Origin of the sequence: Nocardioides bigeumensis, from assembly GCF_039531755.1 — a bacterium.
Lineage (GTDB): Bacteria > Actinomycetota > Actinomycetes > Propionibacteriales > Nocardioidaceae > Nocardioides > Nocardioides bigeumensis.
Genome location: NZ_BAAAQQ010000011.1, coordinates 120,902 through 139,009, shown reverse-complemented (window position 1 = coordinate 139,009; position 18,108 = coordinate 120,902). Strand labels below are relative to the sequence as shown.

The 18,108-nt window shown below is 71.1% G+C and carries 19 protein-coding genes, 1 tRNA gene and 1 pseudogene; 16 read left to right on the top strand and 5 right to left on the bottom strand.

The features are described 5' to 3' along the window. Positions 1 to 82 precede the first annotated feature (82 nt). From ABD295_RS09770 to ABD295_RS09710, 13 genes are all read left to right on the top strand, one after another. Positions 83 to 478, top strand: a complete 396-nt coding sequence (locus ABD295_RS09770) for a hypothetical protein (protein ID WP_344303515.1) — start codon at positions 83 to 85, stop codon at positions 476 to 478. A 110-nt stretch (positions 479 to 588) separates the two neighbouring features. Next, entirely contained in the window at positions 589 to 1,482 is an 894-nt protein-coding gene (locus ABD295_RS09765; RefSeq protein WP_344303514.1) for a DUF6801 domain-containing protein, read from the top strand. A gap of 83 nt (positions 1,483 to 1,565) precedes the next feature. Further along, positions 1,566 to 2,444: a DUF6801 domain-containing protein gene (locus tag ABD295_RS09760; protein ID WP_344303513.1), complete on the top strand. Its 879-nt coding sequence runs from the start codon at positions 1,566 to 1,568 to the stop codon at positions 2,442 to 2,444. 149 nt (positions 2,445 to 2,593) lie between these two features. Then, entirely contained in the window at positions 2,594 to 3,394 is an 801-nt protein-coding gene (locus tag ABD295_RS09755; protein ID WP_344303511.1) for an electron transfer flavoprotein subunit beta/FixA family protein, read from the top strand. 23 nt (positions 3,395 to 3,417) lie between these two features. Further along, positions 3,418 to 4,374 carry an electron transfer flavoprotein subunit alpha/FixB family protein gene (locus ABD295_RS09750; RefSeq protein WP_344303510.1) on the top strand — a complete coding sequence of 319 codons (957 nt, stop codon included), beginning with the start codon at positions 3,418 to 3,420 and terminating at the stop codon, positions 4,372 to 4,374. 401 nt (positions 4,375 to 4,775) lie between these two features. Continuing rightward, positions 4,776 to 6,026, top strand: a complete 1,251-nt coding sequence (locus ABD295_RS09745) for a glutamate-5-semialdehyde dehydrogenase (RefSeq protein WP_344303509.1) — start codon at positions 4,776 to 4,778, stop codon at positions 6,024 to 6,026. 67 nt (positions 6,027 to 6,093) lie between these two features. After that, complete coding sequence (locus ABD295_RS09740; protein ID WP_344303508.1) at positions 6,094 to 6,243, top strand: hypothetical protein; 150 nt, start codon at positions 6,094 to 6,096, stop codon at positions 6,241 to 6,243. A 46-nt stretch (positions 6,244 to 6,289) separates the two neighbouring features. Then, on the top strand, positions 6,290 to 6,904 hold the full coding sequence (gene nadD, locus ABD295_RS09735; RefSeq protein WP_425574062.1) for a nicotinate-nucleotide adenylyltransferase: 615 nt from the start codon (positions 6,290 to 6,292) through the stop codon (positions 6,902 to 6,904). Continuing rightward, complete coding sequence (gene rsfS, locus ABD295_RS09730; RefSeq protein ID WP_344303506.1) at positions 6,901 to 7,278, top strand: ribosome silencing factor; 378 nt, start codon at positions 6,901 to 6,903, stop codon at positions 7,276 to 7,278. The genes nadD and rsfS overlap by 4 nt, the downstream gene beginning before the upstream one ends. After that, on the top strand, positions 7,271 to 7,924 hold the full coding sequence (locus ABD295_RS09725; protein WP_344303505.1) for a histidine phosphatase family protein: 654 nt from the start codon (positions 7,271 to 7,273) through the stop codon (positions 7,922 to 7,924). Before rsfS ends, ABD295_RS09725 begins: the two co-directional genes overlap by 8 nt. A 36-nt stretch (positions 7,925 to 7,960) precedes the next feature. Then, positions 7,961 to 8,033, top strand: a tRNA-Ala gene (locus ABD295_RS09720). Positions 8,034 to 8,126: 93 nt separating this feature from the next. Further along, the gene (locus ABD295_RS09715) at positions 8,127 to 10,550 is read left to right on the top strand and encodes a DUF6493 family protein (protein ID WP_344303504.1); all 2,424 of its coding nucleotides are present in this window, start codon (positions 8,127 to 8,129) and stop codon (positions 10,548 to 10,550) included. Positions 10,551 to 10,559: 9 nt separating this feature from the next. Beyond that, positions 10,560 to 11,921 carry an SWIM zinc finger family protein gene (locus tag ABD295_RS09710; protein ID WP_344303503.1) on the top strand — a complete coding sequence of 454 codons (1,362 nt, stop codon included), beginning with the start codon at positions 10,560 to 10,562 and terminating at the stop codon, positions 11,919 to 11,921. 6 nt (positions 11,922 to 11,927) lie between these two features. Here the strand turns inward: ABD295_RS09710 and ABD295_RS09705 are convergent, their stop codons facing one another. Beyond that, positions 11,928 to 12,296 carry an MmcQ/YjbR family DNA-binding protein gene (locus ABD295_RS09705; protein WP_344303502.1) on the bottom strand — a complete coding sequence of 123 codons (369 nt, stop codon included), beginning with the start codon at positions 12,294 to 12,296 and terminating at the stop codon, positions 11,928 to 11,930. A 74-nt stretch (positions 12,297 to 12,370) separates the two neighbouring features. Between ABD295_RS09705 and ABD295_RS09700 the strand changes: the two genes are divergently transcribed. Further along, positions 12,371 to 12,754 (top strand): hypothetical protein, encoded by a 384-nt coding sequence (locus ABD295_RS09700; protein WP_344303501.1) that lies wholly within the window; start codon positions 12,371 to 12,373, stop codon positions 12,752 to 12,754. A gap of 18 nt (positions 12,755 to 12,772) precedes the next feature. Here the strand turns inward: ABD295_RS09700 and ABD295_RS09695 are convergent, their stop codons facing one another. Next, on the bottom strand, positions 12,773 to 13,369 hold the full coding sequence (locus ABD295_RS09695) for a mycothiol transferase (RefSeq protein ID WP_344303500.1): 597 nt from the start codon (positions 13,367 to 13,369) through the stop codon (positions 12,773 to 12,775). A gap of 219 nt (positions 13,370 to 13,588) precedes the next feature. Between ABD295_RS09695 and ABD295_RS09690 the strand changes: the two genes are divergently transcribed. Next, positions 13,589 to 14,341: a class I SAM-dependent DNA methyltransferase gene (locus ABD295_RS09690; RefSeq protein ID WP_344303499.1), complete on the top strand. Its 753-nt coding sequence runs from the start codon at positions 13,589 to 13,591 to the stop codon at positions 14,339 to 14,341. Between the two features lie 89 nt (positions 14,342 to 14,430). Further along, positions 14,431 to 14,819: pseudogene (locus ABD295_RS21170) on the top strand (hypothetical protein). On the opposite strand, the gene ABD295_RS09685 reads toward ABD295_RS21170, so the two are convergent. Genes ABD295_RS09685 through ABD295_RS09675 form a run of 3 tightly spaced genes read right to left on the bottom strand, consistent with a single transcriptional unit; the run spans position 14,806 to position 18,103 of the window. Further along, positions 14,806 to 15,429: a prolipoprotein diacylglyceryl transferase gene (locus ABD295_RS09685; RefSeq protein ID WP_344303498.1), complete on the bottom strand. Its 624-nt coding sequence runs from the start codon at positions 15,427 to 15,429 to the stop codon at positions 14,806 to 14,808. The pseudogene ABD295_RS21170 and the gene ABD295_RS09685 overlap by 14 nt on opposite strands. Beyond that, positions 15,426 to 17,000, bottom strand: a complete 1,575-nt coding sequence (locus ABD295_RS09680) for a peptide ligase PGM1-related protein (RefSeq protein ID WP_344303497.1) — start codon at positions 16,998 to 17,000, stop codon at positions 15,426 to 15,428. Before ABD295_RS09680 ends, ABD295_RS09685 begins: the two co-directional genes overlap by 4 nt. After that, positions 16,997 to 18,103: a response regulator gene (locus ABD295_RS09675; protein WP_344303496.1), complete on the bottom strand. Its 1,107-nt coding sequence runs from the start codon at positions 18,101 to 18,103 to the stop codon at positions 16,997 to 16,999. Before ABD295_RS09675 ends, ABD295_RS09680 begins: the two co-directional genes overlap by 4 nt. Positions 18,104 to 18,108 lie beyond the last annotated feature (5 nt).

Sequence of the window (18,108 nt, the reverse complement as noted above, 5' to 3'; positions counted from 1 at the left end):
CGAGGAGGTCGTGCAACCAGCGTCACGAGACCCCCGTACCCTCAGCGCGCCTGCGTCGTTGGACGCGCGGGAGGTTGAGACGATGACTGCTGTGGCGGACGAGACCACGAAGGACGGCTCCGAAGGTGCGAAGGCGCCGCGGACGCCGTTGAGGGAGAGGCTGCGGGTCACCCAACAGGTGACGCGGGCGCGCGAGCTTCTGGCGAGGGCCGTGACGATCGTGACCGGGCTGTGCGCGCTCGTGCTCGTCGCCGGTGCCCTGCTGGTGGCCCTGGGCGGCAACGACGCCAACGCGCTCGTCGGCTGGGTGAAGGACGCTGCCACCCAGATCGACTTCGGCGTCTTCGACCGGCGCAACGGCGTCTTCAGTTTCGAGGGCAAGAACGCCGGCACCAAGAACGCCGTGGTCAACTGGGGTCTGGCGGCTGTCGTCTGGCTGGTCATCGGCAAGATCGTCGGCGGCGTCGTCCGCAAGTAGGCGCGCGCGTAGCCGCCCACATCCACAGAGTCGCGAACCTCGGCGCGTCCTGACGCGTCCGACGGGTGTCGGGCGCGAGGCTCGACTCCTCGGACGAGGAGGTCCTGCAAGTGAGAGTGGCGACGTACCTAGGCGCGGCGATGGTGGCCGCGCTCCTGCCGGCGGCTGCGTCGTCGGCGCAACCGGGAGCGCACGTGGGGGAGGGCATCCAGGCGTCCGCCGCCACCGCGCCGCTGCCCTACACCTGCCAGGTGCTGGGTCAGACGCGGACGTTCCTCGTCCAGGTCAGCACCGACGCGCCGACCCGACTCGCCTTCGGCGAGACCGTCGCCGCGACGGCGACCGCGACCATCACCGTGCCTGAGGACGTGACCACCACGTTCCGCGACGACCTGCGCGCCGCGTCGGTCGACGGCCAGCTCGCCCTGCCGGGCGGCGTCAACAAGGCGATGGCCGCCTGGACCCTCCCGATCGCGCGGACGGCTCTGCCCCCCGCCGGGTCGTCGTTGGTCCTGACCTCGGCCGTCCCCGTCGGCACCTTCGAGGGCAAGCGCATCGACCAGAAGTGGCGGGTGCGGATCGGTGCCGAGCTCTCCGGCACGCTGGCGCTCTACCGCGCCGACGGCAGTCCTGCCTCGCCCGTGCCGAACGTGACGATCGCCTGCACGCTGACCGACCGCGAGCGTGCGCGGGTGCAGAAGATCACGACCGTGAAGGACACCACGACCACGACGGTGCGGGGCAAGGACACGACCAAGGGGTCGCGCGGCAAGGCGAAGATCACCGTCGTGTCCACGCACGGGCGCAATCCCAAGGGGGAGGTGCGGGTCAAGGTCTTCCACCGCGGCGAGCTGGTCTCCGACCGGGTCGTCGAGCTGGAGAAGGGCAAGGCCAAGGTGCGCACGCGGAGGTTGGACGAGCGCGGCTGGTCGGTGACCGCCAAGTACCTCGGCAGCAGCAAGATGCGGGGCAGCCACGGCTCGGACAAGGTCAAGGTCCGCTGACGACGACTTGCGCGAACTCACGTCTCAGTGGTGACGTCGTAGTTCACGTATCCGTACGCGAACACACTGGAGGACGGCACAACATGACATCCAGAACCCGCACGCGACTCGTGGCCGCGACCGGCGCCGCCACGCTGACCGCCGGCCTCACGGCCGGCCTGGTCGTGGCCACCTCTCCCGCCGAGGCCGTCACCGGCACCCTCAACTACACCTGCACGATCCTGGGGCAGCCCAAGACCGTCACCGTCGTCGCCGACACCGACGCACCGAGGAGGATCGCCTACGGCGAGACCATCACGCCGGCCGCCAGCGGCATCCTCACCATCCCGGCGGACGTCGCCGACCAGGTACGCCTCGCCGGCGCCAAGAAGGCCGACGGGAAGGCCGACGTCGCAGCCACGGTGGACGACACCGCCCGCCCGCTCACGCTGACGGTGCCCTCGACGAACATCCCGCCCAACGGGCCGCTGGTGCTGGAGGCGTCCGGCCCCGCGGGGCCCTTCGCAGGCACGAAGGTCGGGAACGTCTACGACATCGCCGTCGGCAACTTCACGACGGTGCTGAACCTGACCGAGGCGAACGGGACCCCCATCGCCGGATCGCCGCAGACCATCCCGTGCGTGCTCAACCCGGGCCAGAACGCCGCCGTCGACACCATCAAGGTGGTGCGCGACAAGACGACGACCACGGTCGACGCCCCTGACATCGCGAAGGGTGCCAAGGCCACGGCCGACGTGGCGGTCGTCAGCGAGCACGGCACCACCGCCAAGGGCAAGATCAAGGTCAAGCTCGTCCGCAACGGCAAGGTCTGGCAGACCAAGATCGTCGCGCTGCGCGGCGGCCACAAGCAGGTCACGCTCCAGCGCATCCACGCGAAGGGCAACTACAAGGTCAAGGTGAAGTACGTCGGCCGCGAGAGCTGGAAGGGCTCGCGTGACGTCGACGCCTTCACCGTCGGCTGACAGGACCTCGAACACCTGAGCGTCCGGGTGAGACCCGGTCCACAGTGTGGGGAACCCCACCGCGGACCTCGGTTCCGCGGTGGGGTTGCTCGTGGGTAACCTCCGAGAGCGACGCAGTCACACGCCAGTCTTCGTTCGAGAGGCAGTTCATGAACATCCTCGTCCTGGTCAAGCACGTCCCCGACGCCACCGCGGACCGGCACTTCGAGTCCGACGGCACGGTCGACCGGGTGGGCGTGGACGGGTTGTTGTCCGAGCTCGACGAGTACGCGGTGGAGCAGGCGTTGCAGCTGACCGAGAAGCGCGAGGGCGAGGAGCACACCGTCACGGCGCTGACCGTGGGCCCGGAGAAGGCGGTCGACGCGGTGCGCAAGGCGCTGCAGATGGGCGTCGACCAGGGTGTCCACGTCTCCGACGAGGCGATCGCGGGTTCCGACGCGGTCGCGACGTCGCTGGTGCTGGCCAAGGCGGTGGAGAAGCTGAACGCCGATCGGGCGGTCGACATCGTGGTGTGTGGTCTGGCGTCGACCGACGGGTCGATGGGTGTGGTGCCCGCGATGCTGGCCGAGCGGCTGGGGTGGCCGCAGGTCACCTTGGCGTCGGTGGTGGAGACGCAGGGCGACCAGGTGCGGATCAAGCGTGACGGGGACACCGCGACCGAGGTGATCGGCGCGACGCTGCCGTTGGTGCTGTCGGTGACCGACCAGTCCGGCGAGGCGCGCTACCCGTCGTTCAAGGGGATCATGGCGGCGAAGAAGAAGCCCCTGGAGACCCTGACGTTGGCAGACCTCGGTGTCGAGGCCGGTGAGGTGGGACTGGGTGCGGCGTGGACCGAGGTCGTGGACACCACCGCCCGTCCGCCGCGGTCGGCGGGGGAGATCGTGAAGGACGAGAACGGGTCGGGCGCCACCGCGCTGGCCGAGTTCCTCGCCGCCAAGAAGTTCATCTGAGCAGCCGAGAGAGAGACGCAGTCATGTCTGAGGTCCTGGTTCTGGTCGACCACGTCGACGGTGCGGTCAAGAAGCCGACGTACGAGCTGCTCACGATCGCCAAGCGGCTCGGCGAGCCGTCCGCGGTGTTCATCGGCGCCGCGGCGCAGGGCGCCGAGGTCGCGGAGAAGGTGAAGGCCTACGGCGCGGAGAAGGTCTACGTCGTCGACGACGCCTCGATCAAGGGCTACCTGGTCGCGCCGAAGGCCGAGGCGCTGCAGCAGCTGGCGCAGCAGGTCTCACCCGCGGCGATCCTGATCACCTCGGGGGCCGAGGGCAAGGAGGTCGCGGCCCGGCTCGCGATCAAGCTCGAGTCCGGGCTGATCACCGATGCCGTCGACGTCGCCGACGACGCGACCACCACGCAGTCGGTGTTCGCGGGCAACTACACCGTGCAGGCGAAGGTCACCAAGGGCACGCCGATCATCACGGTGAAGCCCAACTCCGCGGCTCCGCAGGAGGCCCCGGGCGCCGGCGTCGTGGAGGAGTTCGGCGCGACCGTGTCCGAGGGCGCCAAGACCGCCCAGATCGTCGCCTCGCAGCCGCGTCAGGCCACCGGTCGTCCCGAGCTCACCGAGGCCGCGATCGTGGTCTCCGGGGGGCGGGGGGTCGGCTCGGAGGAGAGCTTCGCGGTCATCGAGGCCCTCGCGGACTCCCTCGGCGCGGCCGTGGGCGCCTCGCGGGCTGCGGTGGACGCCGGTTGGCGGCCGCACTCCTACCAGATCGGCCAGACCGGCAAGACCGTCTCGCCGCAGCTCTACATGGCCAACGGCATCTCCGGTGCGATCCAGCACCGGGCCGGCATGCAGACCTCCAAGACCATCGTCGCGGTCAACAAGGACGAGGAGGCGCCGATCTTCGAGCTCGTCGACTTCGGCGTCGTCGGTGACCTCCACACGGTGCTCCCCGCCCTCACCGAGCAGGTCACCCAGCGCAAGTGAGACGCGCAGCCGACTCCGAGGAACGAGGAGTCGGCGTTCACGCGGCCAGGTCGAGCAGCCGCAGCGACCGAGGAACGAGGTCGCGTTCGCGGCGTGTCGAGACCCGGTGAGACGACCGCCGACAGTGGGGACACCTCCAGTGGTGGTCTCGACTGATCGCTCGCTTCGCTCGCTGCTCGACCACCGGTGGATCTGGTCGCTCGCTTCGCTCGCTGCTCGACCACCGGTGGATCTGGTCGCTGGCTTCGCTCGCTGCTCGACCACCGGTGGATCTGGTCGCTGGCTTCGCTCGCTGCTCGACCACCGGTGGATCTGGTCGCTGGCTTCGCTCGCTGCTCGACCACCGGTGGATCTGGTCGTTCGCTTCGCTCGCTGCTCGACCACCGAGGAATACTGACCTCATGACCGTCGAGTCCGACGTCCGTGACGCCGCCGAGCGCGCCCGCACGGCGTCCCTGTCGCTGGCGGTGGCGACCCGCGCCCAGAAGGACGAGGCGCTGCTGGCCATGGCCGACGCGCTGGATCGTGGTCGCGACGCGGTCCTGACGGCCAACGCCGAGGACGTGGCGCGCGCCGAGGACGGTGGCACGCCCGCCAACATCGTCGACCGTCTGCGGCTCACCGACGACCGCCTCGACGGCATGACCGCGGGGCTGCGCGACGTGGCCGGGCTGCCCGACCCGGTGGGCGATGTCGTCCGCGGAAGCACCCTCGCCAACGGCCTCGAGCTGCGGCAGGTGCGGGTGCCCTTCGGCGTGGTCGCGATGGTCTACGAAGCGCGCCCCAACGTCACCGCCGACGCAGCGGGCATCTGCTTGAAGTCCGGCAACGCGGTGCTCTTGCGTGGCAGCTCGAGCGCCAGGTCGAGCAACGCTGCCATCGTCGACGTGCTGCGCACCGCGGTCGGGACGAGCGGCCTCCACCCCGACGTGGTGCAGCTGGTGCCGGGAGACTCCCACGAGTCCGTGAAGGCCCTGATGCGGGCCCGCGGCCTCGTCGACGTGCTGATCCCGCGCGGCGGCGCGGGGCTGATCCGCAGCGTCGTGGAGGAGTCGTCCGTCCCGGTCATCGAGACCGGTGTCGGCAACTGCCACGTGTACGTCGACCGCGGGGCCGACCTCGACAAGGCGCTCGCCATCGTCGTCAACGCCAAGACCCACCGCACCTCGGTCTGCAACGCCGCGGAGTCGCTGCTCGTGCACGCAGATGTGGCGGACGTCTTCGTGCCCCGGGTCGTCGACGCGCTCCACGCGGAGGGCGTCACGGTGCACGGTGACGAGACGTTCGGTGCCCGGCCCGGCGTCGTACTCGCGACCGACGACGACTGGGCCGAGGAGTACCTCTCGCTCGACATCTCCGCTCGTGTGGTGCCCGACCTCGACGCCGCGCTCGCGCACGTCCGGCGCTGGTCCTCGCAGCACTCCGACGCCATCGTCACCGAGGACCTCGCTGCGGCGCGGCGGTTCGTCGCCGAGGTCGACTCGGCCGCCGTCCTCGTCAACGCGTCCACGCGCTTCACCGACGGGGCCGAGTTCGGGTTCGGCGCCGAGATCGGCATCAGCACCCAGAAGCTGCACGCCCGCGGACCGATGGGCCTGCCCGAGATGACCACGACGAAGTACGTCGTGACCGGCGACGGCCACGTTCGATGAGCTCGCGACGTACGTGTCCGATGGTGCAGGTCCGATGTCGGGAGCCTCAGACGGTAGGGTTCCGGCCATGTCGTTGAGCGCCGTTGTGCTGCGGGCCGCGGAAGAAGCCTCCGAGCCCGCGATCCACCCCTACGCCGTGGGCGCGATCGCGCTCGGCCTGCTGCTGTCCCTGTTGCTGGTCCTGGTCGCCTTCGGAGGCGGTCGCGACCACAGCTGAGCCCCAGGTGGCGCAACCCAGGTCCGGCTCGCGACGTATCGGCGTCATGGGCGGCACCTTCGACCCGATCCACCACGGGCACCTCGTCGCCGCGTCGGAGGTGCAGGCGTGGTTCGACCTCGACGAGGTCATCTTCGCGCCGACCGGCGCGCCCTGGCAGAAGGCCGACCGTGACGTCACCGAGGCCGAGCACCGCTACCTGATGACGGTGATCGCCACCGCTGCCAACCCTCGCTTCACCGTCTCGCGCGTCGACATCGACCGGGAGGGGCCGACGTACACCGCTGACACGCTGCGTGACCTCAAGACCCTCCACCCCGACGCCGAGCTGTACTTCATCACGGGTGCCGATGCGCTGGCCGAGATCTTCACGTGGCGCAACCCCGACGAGCTCTTCGCGCTGGCGAGGTTCGTGGGTTGCACGCGCCCTGGGTACGAGATGGACCGGGCGACGCTGGAGGCGATCCCGAGCGACCGGGTGACGATGGTGGAGATCCCGGCACTGGCGATCTCCTCGACCGACTGCCGTGCACGCAAGCGCCGAGGTGAACCCGTGTGGTACCTCGTCCCCGACGGTGTGGTGCAGTACATCGCGAAGCACGACCTCTATCCCCGTCACGACCCCGAACAGAACCCCACCCGCACGGAAGCGAGCGAATGACCGCCGACGACCACGCCGTCACCCTCGTCGAGGTGGCCGCCCGGGCGGCCTCCGACAAGCTGGCCACCAACATCCTGGCCTTCGACGTCAGCGACCAGCTCGCGATCACCGACGCGTTCCTGCTGGCGTCGGCGTCCAACGACCGCCAGGTCAAGGCGATCGTCGACGAGATCGAGGACAAGCTCCGCGAGGTCGGCGCGAAGCCGATCCGCCGCGAGGGCCAGCGTGAGGGTCGCTGGGTGCTGCTCGACTACGGCGAGATCGTCGTGCACGTGCAGCACGAGGAGGAGCGGGCGTTCTACGCGCTCGAGCGCCTGTGGCGCGACTGCCCGGCGCTCCCGCTGCCGGCGGACGTCACCCGCCCCGGTGGCTGATCGCGCGATTCCGCCCCGGCGGCTGGTGCTGCTGCGGCACGGGCGCACGGCCTGGAACCACGAGATGCGCGCCCAGGGGCAGGCAGACGTGCCGCTGGACGACGTCGGCCGCGCGCAGGCGGCGGCCGTGGCGCCGGAGCTGGCTCGCCTGGACCCGGCGGCGCTGTGGACCTCCGACCTGGCCCGGGCGCGCGAGACCGCGGCGTACGTCGGACGCGCCACCGGCCTGGAGGCGGTCGTGGACGCGCGGTTGCGTGAGTACGACCTCGGCCCGCGCACCGGCCAGACCCTGGCGGAGTACGTCGCCGCACACCCCGAGCACGCGACGCCGATCCGGCTGGGTCTGTACGACGCCATCCCCGGGACGGAGTCCACGGCCGCGGTCGTCGCCCGCGTCTGCGCCGCCGTCCGGGATGCCTATGACGCCCTCCAAGCGGGGGAGTGCGCCGTCGTCGTCTCGCACGGGGCTGCCCTCAAGGTGGCCCTCCTGGAGCTTCTCGGCTGGCCCCTCGACCTCGCCGCCGGCGTCCGCGGGCTCGACAACTGCGGCTGGGTCGTCCTCGACGACAGCGGTGAGGAGGGGCGGCTGCGCCTGATGGCCTACAACCGGACCACCGATTTCGCCACGCACGAGGGCGTTGGCTAGTATTCCGCGAGTTGCCCGGCAGCTGTCGGGAAGCCTGGGGCTGTGGCGCAGCTGGTAGCGCATCTGCATGGCATGCAGAGGGTCAGGGGTTCGAGTCCCCTCAGCTCCACTCGAGGATCTGCACTCAGATCGAGCCGCGCCGCGTCGGTGCGGCTCGCTCCATTTCCGCCCCAGTGGGCTGATTTCGGCCAATGATGGGCCGATGCGCCAGCTGCCGACGTACGACGCCGTCGCCGAGCGGTCGGCGAGTGAGATGTACGGCTTTCTCGCGACGCTCGCCCGGGAGGCGGTAGAGGCGAAGCACGAGTTCGCGTGGCAGCGCGACCAGGCGCTCCGGGCCGCGGTCGACGCTGCTCTGCACGCTGCTGCGAAGCGCGGGAAGGCGACCGAGCAGGCAAAGCCGCCCTGGCTCCAGGGTCTGGTCGTCCGCGACCTGAGGAGTGCGGCCGCAAGCTACTGGTCGGGGGAGGCCTTCGTGCGGGCGCGGCTGCTGGAGCGGCTCGGCGCCATCGAGCTCGAGCACGACGACAACTACGTGCTGGCCATGGTCAGCGGCTTCGGTGAGCGCAAGCCTGACAAGCTGCGTGCCGACCTCGAGCTCGTCGAGTCCACCTTGTGGCGGCTCTTCGAGGTCGAGGGCGGGGGAGAAGTCAGTCTCGCGAACGTCGATCGCTTCGGCGGCGACGAGTGGCGCACGACCTTCGTGGAGCTGTCTGCCGACGGCACCCTCGACCGTGCCCGTGTCCTGCGCGAGTGCTTGCGGACGCTGGCTCGGGACTTCGCGGCGTACCGGGCTCAGTGGTTCTCCGCGACCTTCCTCGCGTTCGAGCCGAGCCTCGACGAGCTCGAGTCGCTCCAACCGGAGCTGCGGCGACTGCTGGCCGCTTCGGTGCCGGCGACGGTCGGCTTCGCCCTGAAGCAGCTCCTGCCGCTGCAGAAGGCCGAGCGGCTCGAGGTCGAGGAGACCCTGGCCGCCCTCCCGCCGGCGACCCTGGTCAAGGCCAAGGGCACTGCGCTGGACGCGCTGCGCCTCGCCCGGGTCCATGTCCGCACGAGCGCCGGGGCCGCCGCCGACGTCGCGCGGACCGCGCTCGGTCATCCGCACGCGGACGTGCAGCGGGTGGCCGTGGCGTTGCTCGAAGCCGCAGGAGCCGCGGACGGTCTGGCTGAAGCTGCCGACGAGCTGGCCCCCAGCGTGCGGGTCGAGCTGGGCCTGGCCTCAGACGCCACCGCGAGCGACGAGACGCCGGTGGCCCAACGGCTGATGCCGGCGCCGGAACCGGTGACGACGGACGACCTCGCCGAGAGGACGGCAGCACTGCTCGAGGACGCCTCCGACGTGGCCGGTCTCGAAGCCGTGCTGGCGGCGCTGGTCGAGCCAGGGTCGGAGCGGGCGCTGGCGCCGTTGCGCAAGCGGGCGCTCGCCGTCGTCGCGCGCGGTCCCAGGACGGACATGCGCGACAGCTGGTTGCCGGGGCAGGTGGCCCGGCTGGTGCTGGACCTCCTCGGTCAGCCCGCCGAGCCTGCGCGCGTCCTCCTGGCCGCCCAGCGCTTCGTCGTACGACGCCTCGGCGAGCTGCGCGAGCACCCGGGACCGCTGCTGGCCACGCCCGACCTCCCCGGCGGATGGGTGAGTCCCGACGCACTGGTCCGCCGGCTCGAAGGACGGCACGCACCTCGTCACCACGACCTGGTCGCCGCCCTGCTTCGCCTCCATCCTGACGGTCGCGAGCACGCCGCTCGCGGCGCAGCGGTGCTCCCGCCTGCCGTGCGCTTCGCGCTCGGCGGGCAGCCAACGGAGCGGCGGGAAGGACCCGAGGCGTGGTGGGTGGCCGCCCGCCGGTCGCGGGCGCCGTACGCCGCCGACGAGCTGCCGCAGGTGGCCGGCGAGCCCGTCCGCACCGAGGCAGTCGACAACGGCAAACCCTTCCACTACTGGACGATCCGCTTCACGATCGTCTCCCCGGGGCACGTCGCCGCTGGCTCCGGGGGAGGGCTGGACGACCAGCCGACCGAGCTGAAGGGCCAGCTCTCGGCGTACAGCGCTCTCGCGGACTGGGTCCCGACGCTCGCCGCCATCTGGCCGCACGACGCCGAGCACGCCCTGGCGCTGACTTGCAGCGGCGTCCTGGACGCGTGGGACTGGGAGCTCAACCACGACGTGCCGCGGGTGCTCGACGCTCTGGCCCAGAGCCCGGGACGCCTCGGCGGCCTGGCCGCGCTCACGCTCGCTGCCGGGCTCTCCGCCACGCATCGTCACCACCGGCTGCACGCCGTCGACGCGTTCGTCGACCTGGTGCCGACGGGACGGCTGGAGTCGACGGCCGTCGCGGCCGCGCTGGCGAAGTACGCCCCGGCCTGGCAGGCGGGGCGCTGGGCGGAGTCGCTGGCGTCCGTTGCCCACGCCCCGGGCGGTGCGGCTGCTGTCGTCAGTCTGCTGACCGCCCTGCTGCCGCAGCTCCCATCCGACCAGCGCGGGCTCAACAAGCTCCTGGACGTCCTGCGCGACCAGACGATCCACCTGTCGACGCCCGTCGCCGACCCCAAGCTCGTGGACTGGCTCGGCCGCCTGCGCGGCAGCTCGGCGGCCGCTCGCACGGCGCGGCGGCTCCTGGACGAGCAGTAGGTTGCGCGGATGACGGCCACGCTCGAGGAGCAGTCCTACCGCTATCTGCGTCCGTCGACGTTGGAGCTCGCGGACGGCCGAGCCGACCTGACGCTCTCCACGAGCGGCGGTCGCGTGGCCACCGGCTCCACCACGCACCCCGTCTTCTTCGAGGGATTCCTCGGACATCCCGAGCAGGCCGCGGGCGCGATGCTGGCGGTCGCGAAGGTCGCACGGACCCGCTTCTACACCCCGCCCGGCATGCTCGCGGCCATCCTGCGCGCGGCGGACCCGGTCGTCACCAGCAACCGGGACCGGTTGCGCTTCGAGGGGTTCTCGGCCTGCTGCGGCGTCTACCTCCGGTACGACGCGCTTCCCGGCAGTCTGGACGGGACCGTGCGCGACTCGGGAACCACCAACGTCGACTTCAACACCCCGATGCGCGAGGCCCTGTCCCGGATCGGCGGTCAGGAGCCGCTACACCTCCAGGTCGGCGAGGACGTGGTCGTGAGCACGCTCGACAGGCAGGTCGTCGAGCGCAAGGTTCCGCTGCCGGGACGCTGGCTGAAGGGGTTCGCCGAGGTCCAGCAGGTCTCGGGGCGGGTCACCCCGACGCTGGAGGTGTCGGCGGCCGAAGCCAGGCGGTTCGTGCGCGGACTCGCCTCGTCCAGCAGCCGGAAGCCGGTCTGGGTGGTCGCCGCAGGTCGAGGGCTCAGGCTCACGTCCAGGGCCACCCCCGACGGGGTCTCGCTCTCGGGCTTCGAGCGGTTGAAGCCGCTCGACCCGTTGCTGCGCTTCGCGCGGTCGCTGAAGGTGTACGCCGCGCCGTATGACCCCAGGGGGGCGGCAGCCGTGTGGGAGCTGACGCTGGATGACGCCCGCTTGGTGCTGACGCTCAGCCCCGAGTCGAGCCGCGGCTTCTCGGGCGAGGGTGGGGTCCTGGCAGGTCTCGCCGACGCCGAGTCGGCGGACGACGCCGACCTGGTCTCAGCGCTGTTGGCGTTCGAACCTCGCATCGATGTGGCCCGGTTGGCAGCGGAGGCGGACCTGACGGAGGGCCGTGTCCTGCGGGCGCTCGACCGGCTCGGGGCCGCCGGGTGCGTGGGCTACGACGTCGCCGAGGGTGCCTACTTCCATCGCGAGCTGCCCTACGACGCCGAGCGGCTGGCCGCGATGCACCCGCGGCTGCGTGACGCCAACGCCCTGCTCGAGACCGATGCGGTCCGGCTCGACGGCGACACGGCGTACGTCCGCAGCGGCCAGGCGGAGCACGTGGTCCGCCACACCCCCGACGGCGACCGATGCACCTGCCCGTGGTTTGCCCAGCACCAGGGCGGTCGGGGTCCGTGCAAGCACGTTCTGGCGGTCACCCTGGCACGCCAACGCGGCTGAGGCAGATCAGCCCCGCGCGTCGAGCTCCGCTAGGAGCTTTGCCGGTGCGATCGCGCGGTAAGCCTCCTCGATCGTCTCGGTGAGCTCGGTCCAGTCGTCCTCCTGGAGGCCGTCCAGCCGGACGCCGATCCAGCCCCGGTGGCCGTCGTACGGCGGCCGGAAGTACCGCTCGGGGTCCGAGGCGATCAGCTCCTCCTGGGCCCCCGCCGGCGCCGCGCACCACAGGTGCGGGAAGTCGTGGTCGTGGTGGCCCTGGTGCCGCAGCATCACGAACTGCTTGCCGGCGAAGAAGGCCGGCGAGCCGTGGCTGGTCTTCTCCGCTGCGCCCGGCAAGGCCAGGCAGATGCTGCGCACGCGGTCACCGACGCCGGTCATGGAACGACAGTAGTTGTCCACAGCAGCCGGTCGGGGGCTGACGAGCGTCGGTGCGCGGGGTTAGCGTGCTGCGAGTGAAGCGGGAGCCGCACGAGAACGTCGCCACCGTCCTGGTGGATCCCGGCGTGCTCGGCGACCTCGAGCTGGCGCTGATGGTGCGCGACCTTCGGTTGTGGCCGGTCCGCACGGCCCCGATCTGCGTCGACGGCCCGCGCATGGAGTTCCAGCTGCGCCGCCGGATGATCGAGTCCCACCGAGGCGAGTGGGACCTCGCGGCCGAGTGGGTGCCGGTGTGGATCGGCTTCGGGCCGAGCTGGCGGTTCGGCGACGAGCCGCTTCCGTGGCAGGCGCACAAGGCTCTCTGGCAGGTCCTGGACGCGTTCGCCGTGTCTGTGCGGTTCCGCCGCCGGCTCGGCGGCGTGCGTCCGATGCCGGTGCCGGAGGGTGTCCAGCCCTAGATGAGGTAGGCCTCCGCCTCAGGCGAACGTGAACGAGCCGGTCGCGGGCAGCCAACCCGGGGGTGGGTCCTCGCCGACCCGACCGTCGACGGCCTCGCGCAGCAGGTCGGCGTGGCCGGTGTGGCGGCCGTACTCCTCGATCTGGTCGCACACCAACCGCCTCAGGCTGGCATGGGTGCCGTCCTCCAGGTGGGCGTGCACGGGCCTGTCGAGACCACCGTCGGCCAGCGCTGCTGCGATCCGCGCCCGGCTGCGCGCCACGGCGCCGTCGTAGAGGGCGTACAGCTCCTCGGGGGCGTCCTCGCCGGCGGAGCTGAACTCCCAGTCGTCGTCGCCGTCCCAGGCGGTGGCCGCCCACGGGTCGCCGACGGGGTCGCCGGTCAGCTTGACCGTCGAGATGTAGTCCTCGTTGGCTGCCAGGTGCTTGAGAAGGCCGCCGAGCGTCAGGCTGGACGCACCGATGGTCGTCTGCAGACCGGCGGAGTCGAGGTCGTCGGCCTTCCACCGGAACGTCGCCCGCAGACGCTCCAGCGCGCCGAAGAGCTGGGGCGCCTCCGGGCCCGCCAGGGGCGGCTCCCACGGGGTCGACGGGTCGTCAGGAATCGGATCGCTCATGATCAGAACGCTAGGACGGGTTGCGGACGAGAGGCTTCCGCATGCCGGCGGCTCTGCGCGGTTTGATTGCCAGCACCTGCTGCGAGCAGTCAACCGCGCGAGCGGTCTCGGCCAGCCGCTCGCCGCTCCGGCTGCTCGACTACGACGCCGCGCGCAGCTCGGCGAGGCGGGCACGCAACTCGGTGGACTGGGAACGATGTCGGTTGGCAGGGTCGGGGGATGCGCGCGGAGGATCTTCGGCAGGAGCACATCTGGGATGCCGAGGTGGCCGGGCGCTACGACACCCCGGGCGCCGGGATGTTCGCGCCCGAGGTCCTCGGACCCACGGTGGACCGGCTCGCGCACCTGGCGGGAGACGGCCGCGCACTCGAGCTGGCGATCGGCACCGGCCGGGTGGCGGTCCCGCTGGCCGAACGCGGCGTCCCTGTCGTCGGGATCGAGCTGTCAGCCGCGATGGTAGACGTGCTGCGCACCAAGGTCGGCGAGGACGAGATCCCCGTGGTCATGGGCGACATGGCCACGGTCCGGGCAGCCGGAGACTTCAGGCTGGTCTACGTCGTCTACAACACCATCTCCAACCTGCAGACCCAGGACGAGCAGGTCGAGTGCTTCCGCAACGCCGCTCGTCATCTGGTCCCGGGTGGACGCTTCGTCGTGGAGCTGTGGGTCCCCGAGCTGCGCAGGCTGCCGCCCGGCTCGGACGCGATGGTGTGGTCGGTCGAGGAGGGCTACCTGGGCGTCGACACCTACGACGTCCTGCACCAGCGCGCGGTCTCCCACCACGTGCGTTTCGACGGTCCCGGCCGGACGACCATCGGATTGAGCCCGCACCGCTACATCTGGCCCGCTGAGCTCGACCTCATGGGGCGGCTGGCGGGGTTCGAGCTCGAGAGCAGGTACGCCGACTGGACCGGTGCCGAGTTCACCGGCGACTCGCGTTCGCACGTCTCGACCTACCGGCTCACGTCGTAGCGAGCAGTGCGACGGCGTAAACCCGTCGCACCGTGACCGGCCCGGTCCCTACCGTCGTCCCATGCCGATGAGCTTCGTGATGGTGCGCCGTGCCCGGGCCCTTCGGACCCCCGAGGGGGACACGTCGCCAGTGGGGCTGGCACCCACTCCGGCCTGACTGGGCACGCACCCTCGTCGCCGACTCACCGCTGCGCCCCGGCGACCTCGTCGTCGACCTCGGCGCCGGGACCGGCGCGCTCACGGGCCCGCTCCTCGACGCCGGCGCCCGGGTCGTCGCGGTCGAGCTCCACCCGGGCCGGGTGCAGGTGTTGAGGAGCACGTGCTCCAGCGCGCGACCGCGCGGAGGCTCGCCGCGTCGCCGCCAGGAGCCAGGCACCTCCGGCGCTATCGACTCGACGTGGGCAGAGCCGTGCCGCGGTCGGCCTTCTCGCCCCCGCCGAGCGTGGACTCGGCGGTGCTGCGGATCAGGCGCCGGTGACCTCGTCGCAGAGCTGCACGAGCGCCTCGGGAGTCCAAGTCGGGGACACCCCCCGCGCCGACGTCAGATATGCCGCGCGACGCTCAGACGACCACCCGGTGACCTCGTGCAAGCCCCGCAGGATCGTGCGCAGGTAGGCCGCCGACGGGGCCGACTCCTCCAACGTGCGACGAGTGGTGAGCGTGAGCATGGGCAGACCGTCCAGGTCCCCGACGGGGACCAGGGTCTCGTAGACCTGTGACGGCGTCTGCCAGCCGCCCTGCGGATCGACCTGCACGAGGTCATGGCCGACGGGGTGCCGTGACTCCTGCGCGACCAGGTCGCTGACCTGACCGAATGTCAGCCGGTAGGCGCGGGCGACGACCTCACCTGCGCCGCCGAGGTCGTGGAACGCCATGGCCCCGCCCCAGACCCGAGACCTTCCGGCGAAGACCAACGTCCCAGGGAGGTCGACCCGCACCGACCCAGTTGGAGGAGTTCGGTCACGGCCGCCGGCGTAGACGCGTCGTGAACCTGGTGGGCGTCCGCCTGCGAGATAGCAGGTGAGCCTGTCGAGGCTCAGGTTGGACGCGTAGGCGACGTACCAGACCGGGTTGTGGGTCGCCGTCACTGGAACAGTCTGGCCTCGGTGCGCGCCGACTCCGCCTCCTCGAGGATCACCCGTCCGGCGGACTCGTAGAGCTCCCATGCGTGGTCCGCGGAGTCGCCGACAGCGGTCAGGCCGAGTCGGCCGCACTCGGTGACGCAGCTGATCATGTGCAGCACCGTGCCGGTCTGCCGGGCCGCGTCGAAGTGCAGCCGGCGCCTGGCGACGACATCGAAGACGTCGTCGACGGTGAGAGCGGTGAGACGCTCGTCCTCGAGGTGGTCGGTGGCGACGAGGTGCTTGGCCCGGCCGTCGGGGGTGCGGAACAGACCGGTCGCGGCGTCGTAGGAGCCGTCGGTCAGGAACTGCAGGGTCAGGAACGGGTGTGTGGTGCCGCCTTTGCGGAGGTTCAGCTCGATGGCGTACGCCGTCCAGTCGCCGGCGTCGTCCTGGACCGCGACGAAGTCGACGGCGAAGCGGCCCCGGACGCCCTGCTCGGCGAGGTGCCGGCCGACCTCCAGGGCGGGCTGGGCGATGAGGGTGGCGTACTCCGACGCAGCCGGGAAGATGCAGCCGAGGTAGGCCTGGCCGCTCGGCCCGCCGAGCAGCTGGTCATGGGTCGACAACAGCTCGACCTGCCCGTCGGGCAGCACGCGCATCTGCACGCTGGGACTGGTCATCCGCTTGCCCGTGATGCGCTCCTCGACGATGCCTCCGCCTGCAGCGAAGTCCGCGAAGTATGCGTCGACCCCGACGGTGGGATCCTCAAGGGCCAGCCCCAGGACGCGGTCTCTCAGGCGGCCGCGCTCGTCGGCGGAGCCCGGCTCCGGAAGCTCGCCGAGGTCGACCACGGCGTTGCCGCGACCGGAGACGCCGTCGTTGAGCTTCACGATCGCCTGTGACAGGCGTGGACGGCTGCGGCGCATCCCAGCCAGCGCCTCCACGAGGTCGTCGACCGTGTGCAGACCCTCGACACCGAGGGGATACAGGATCCCCACGTCCTCGAAGATCCGGCGGCAGCCCGTCTTGGTCCCGAGGGGCAGCAGCCGGGGGTCGGCGGCGTACATCGGGATCCCCAAGGTCAGGGCGACGTCGCGCTCGAGGGGTGTGGCGTTGTAGGGGATCAAGTGGCACGCGGCTCGGTTGGGGATCATCCGGCGGATGTCGCGAAGGATCCGAGGTCTCGCCAGCAGCTTGGCACTCAACGACCCGGGGGTCGCGTCGTTGAGGGCGATCATCGTGAGGCGCGCGCGGGCGTGCCGAGGGATGACACCGGGCAACAAGCTCAGGTAGTACTCGACGACCGCCTCGCTCACGGGGCTCGATGTCACGTAGATCATCCGCAGGTGCGGCTGGCGCAGCAGCAGCAAGAGGAAGAGCGACCGCTCCTCCATCGCCTGGGTGAGCGTGCCACTGCTCGCGGTGGTGATGGACGGGACGACGACCACGCTCTCGTCGTCGAGGTCGCGCTGGATCCCCTCCCACACGTGCGGCAGCCGCTCCTGCAGAGTGTCGAAAGCGGCGTAGCGCTCGTCGTCCTGGAGCTCGGACAACGTCCGCGCCCCGGTTCCCCTGCCGACCGTGTACGTCGTCATGTCGTCACCTCGTCGTCCAGCGAGCGGATCGTGTGGACCCGCACCGTGCGGGCGAAGCCACGAGGCTGGACGTCGCCGACGAGCTCCGCCTCGACAGCGTCGCCGAGGGCGGCCAACACCCGGTCGCTGACGCGGATCTCCCAGTCGCCTGCGTCCGTGCAGAGCCGCGCGGCCAAGTTGGTCACGCTGCCGATCGCGGCGTAGTCGAACCGACCCGGGAAACCGATGCGACCCAGGGTCGCGTATCCCATCGAGATGCCTGCGCGGTGCGTCAGTGCGTGCCCCATTCGTCGCCAGCCGTTCGCCAGTCGCGACACGTCGCGGTCGACGTCGAGCGCGAGCTGGACGGCCCTGCGAGCGGGGTCGTCGCACGGCACGGGGTCGTTGAAGAAGACCATGACGCCGTCGCCGGTGAACCGCTCGAGGGTGCCTCCCAGGGCCACGACGTGCTCGCCGACGACCTGGTGGTACTCCCGCAGCACGCCCATCACCTCTTCGGGCTCGCTGGTCTCCGCGAAGGACGTGAAGCCATGGAAGTCGAAGAAGACCACCACGATCTCGCGCCGGTGGCTGTCGAGGAGGGCGTCGTCCGCGACGACCACGTCCGCGAGCTGAGCACCGAGGAAGTGCCGCAGCCGGTTGGTCCGTTCGAGCTCGTCGACACCTGCCGCGACGCGCTTCTCCAGCTCGGTGTTCCACCGGGCCAGCTCGGCGGCCTGCCTCTCGATCGTGTCGTGGTAGCGCTTGAGCCGCGCCAACGAGGCGACCCGGGCCAGCAGCTCGGCGCGGTCGAACGGCTTGGTGACGAAGTCGTCGGCTCCGGACTCGACGGCAGTGAGCTTCTCCTCAGGTCCACTCGCGGTGATCATCACGACCGGCAGGAACGCCGTCCGGTCGTCCGAGCGGATCCGTCGGCAGACCTCGTGGCCGTTCAGCCCCGGCATCTTCAGGTCGAGCAGCACCAGATCGACGTCGAGGTCGACGAGGAGGTCGAGCGCATCGCGCCCGTCGGACGCCGTCACGAGCTGGTACCCGCGCGGTGTGAGCACAGCGTCGAGCAGGCGCAGGTTGGCCGGCTCGTCGTCCACGGCCAGGATCGTCACGGGTC

Excerpts from the sequence above, each read along its gene's own strand:
- ABD295_RS09680 (WP_344303497.1), bottom strand. The coding sequence starts at position 17,000 with ATGACGACGTACACGGTCGGCAGGGGAACCGGGGCGCGGACGTTGTCC.
- ABD295_RS09750 (WP_344303510.1), top strand. The coding sequence starts at position 3,418 with ATGTCTGAGGTCCTGGTTCTGGTCGACCACGTCGACGGTGCGGTCAAG.
- ABD295_RS09690 (WP_344303499.1), top strand. The coding sequence starts at position 13,589 with ATGCGCGCGGAGGATCTTCGGCAGGAGCACATCTGGGATGCCGAGGTG.
- ABD295_RS09745 (WP_344303509.1), top strand. The coding sequence starts at position 4,776 with ATGACCGTCGAGTCCGACGTCCGTGACGCCGCCGAGCGCGCCCGCACG.
- ABD295_RS09740 (WP_344303508.1), top strand. The coding sequence starts at position 6,094 with ATGTCGTTGAGCGCCGTTGTGCTGCGGGCCGCGGAAGAAGCCTCCGAG.
- ABD295_RS09760 (WP_344303513.1), top strand. The coding sequence starts at position 1,566 with ATGACATCCAGAACCCGCACGCGACTCGTGGCCGCGACCGGCGCCGCC.
- ABD295_RS09705 (WP_344303502.1), bottom strand. The coding sequence starts at position 12,296 with ATGACCGGCGTCGGTGACCGCGTGCGCAGCATCTGCCTGGCCTTGCCG.
- ABD295_RS09770 (WP_344303515.1), top strand. The coding sequence starts at position 83 with ATGACTGCTGTGGCGGACGAGACCACGAAGGACGGCTCCGAAGGTGCG.
- ABD295_RS09715 (WP_344303504.1), top strand. The coding sequence starts at position 8,127 with ATGCGCCAGCTGCCGACGTACGACGCCGTCGCCGAGCGGTCGGCGAGT.
- ABD295_RS09695 (WP_344303500.1), bottom strand. The coding sequence starts at position 13,369 with ATGAGCGATCCGATTCCTGACGACCCGTCGACCCCGTGGGAGCCGCCC.
- ABD295_RS09710 (WP_344303503.1), top strand. The coding sequence starts at position 10,560 with ATGACGGCCACGCTCGAGGAGCAGTCCTACCGCTATCTGCGTCCGTCG.
- ABD295_RS09755 (WP_344303511.1), top strand. The coding sequence starts at position 2,594 with ATGAACATCCTCGTCCTGGTCAAGCACGTCCCCGACGCCACCGCGGAC.
- rsfS (WP_344303506.1), top strand. The coding sequence starts at position 6,901 with ATGACCGCCGACGACCACGCCGTCACCCTCGTCGAGGTGGCCGCCCGG.
- nadD (WP_425574062.1), top strand. The coding sequence starts at position 6,290 with ATGGGCGGCACCTTCGACCCGATCCACCACGGGCACCTCGTCGCCGCG.